Raw genomic sequence first — 1,683 nt, 5'->3', positions numbered from 1 at the left:
GAAGAATTAAAAGAACTAAAAGAAAAGAATAAAATAGATACAGCTGATGAAAATATTAAAAATAATTTAGAATGAATAGCACCACAAGAAAAACCATTTAATACAGTTGATAATAAATGATATTATGTAGTATGGCGTAGTAATGAAAAGGATAATTGAAGAATTGTTAAATTTAAAAATATTAATAATTTAGAAGAAGGAAAAAAATACAATATTGATAAATTAAATGATGATACATTAGATATGTACTACATAAAAGGTGAAACAAATCAATTATTAACTGTCTATGATAGTAAAAGAAAATTAATAATACCTTGGAATAATAAATTTGAAAATGGTGCTTTTCCGCCATTAAAAAAATGAATTAAATCAGTTTATCGTTGAAATTTAGACACACAAGAACCTGATTTAATTATTGATAATGATGGTAATGTAAAAGTTAATGGAGAATAAAAAAGAGATTTAATCTCTTTTTTTTCTTTTACCTTACCTTGGTTTAATTGTAATTTGAATAGGACTAGTAGTATTATTTCTAATACCCAATACATTTTGATTATTAATATCTATTGTTATATCTTTATCATTACCCATTTTTTGAATATTTGGATAAGGCGGTTTATAACTTTCACGATTAAAAAGTAAATACGGTTTTATTACTTTTGAAAATCTAATTTTTAATTTCATATCATTAGTATAATATGCTTGTAAATAAGTTTCTGTAAGTTTGATATTATTGTCATCACTAAATGATGATGTTTTAATAGCAAAATACATTTGTTCATCGTAATATTTTAAATTTTGACTATAATGATAAAAATTTCATATTGAAGTAATACTATCAGTTTTTTTATTGGTATATCCAATAGAAAATGTTTGAATATCATTTACTTTGATATTATCAGTATATAAACTTATTGTATTTTCAAAGTTAATTTTATTAGATTGTGATTGACCCTCGTTTTTAAAAACAAAATTATTTAGTTGTCCTAAAACATAATCACAGCCTGTTGTTCCATTTAAAATATTTGTACTTCTATCAAAAATAAAATTTTCTATATTTGGTGGTTCACATTCAACTTGTAAATTACCTAAATTACTTATTTCTATTGTTTTATAGGAACTAATAAATTTTTCAATACTTTGAATTGTGGGGTCAATTTGTTTTAAATCAATTTCAGTTTCATAATAACCTTGATTAAATTCATCAGAAAATAAATTAAAATAATTAATTGTTCCAATTTTATACATATTGTTAGTACATTGTGCTGGTGCTGTAATTTTAGTTTTTAATGGTTGGATTGTATTAGCATATCAGATATCTTTTGTATAAGGTTGATAGTTATATGGTATTGGTGGAAGAACATATTGAGGATAATTAAAGGTTGGTATTTCATAGTCGTGTGGTAATAAGAAACTAGTTTTATAATTAGTTGTTATATCGCGTAAATAATTATTTAAGACACTTTTTGTTTTACCTCTAAAACTCCATACTGATAAGCGTAAATAATCTTCCTCATTATTTGTATATGGATTATCAGCATAAAAGATAATTTCAAAATTACCGTAAATAATTATTTAAGACACTTTTTGTTTTACCTCTAAAACTCCATACTGATAAGCGTAAATAATCTTCCTCATTATTTGTATATGGATTATCAGCATAAAAGATAATTTCAAAATTAC

The 1,683-nt window shown here is 22.9% G+C and carries 1 protein-coding gene and 1 pseudogene; one reads left to right on the top strand and one right to left on the bottom strand.

The genetic code is table 4. The features are described 5' to 3' along the window. Positions 1-453: pseudogene (locus C6B38_RS09795) on the top strand (hypothetical protein); the annotation flags it as partial. Positions 454-486: 33 nt separating this feature from the next. Here the strand turns inward: C6B38_RS09795 and C6B38_RS03195 are convergent. Continuing rightward, on the bottom strand, positions 487-1,248 hold the full coding sequence (locus tag C6B38_RS03195; protein WP_105298629.1) for a hypothetical protein: 762 nt from the start codon (positions 1,246-1,248) through the stop codon (positions 487-489). Positions 1,249-1,683 lie beyond the last annotated feature (435 nt).

This window comes from Spiroplasma sp. ChiS, from assembly GCF_002968355.1.
Taxonomy (GTDB): Bacteria; Bacillota_I; Bacilli_A; order Mycoplasmatales; family Mycoplasmataceae; genus Spiroplasma; species Spiroplasma citri.
The sequence above is the reverse complement of the archived record's forward strand: the minus strand, read 5'-3'. Positions and strand labels throughout refer to the sequence as shown.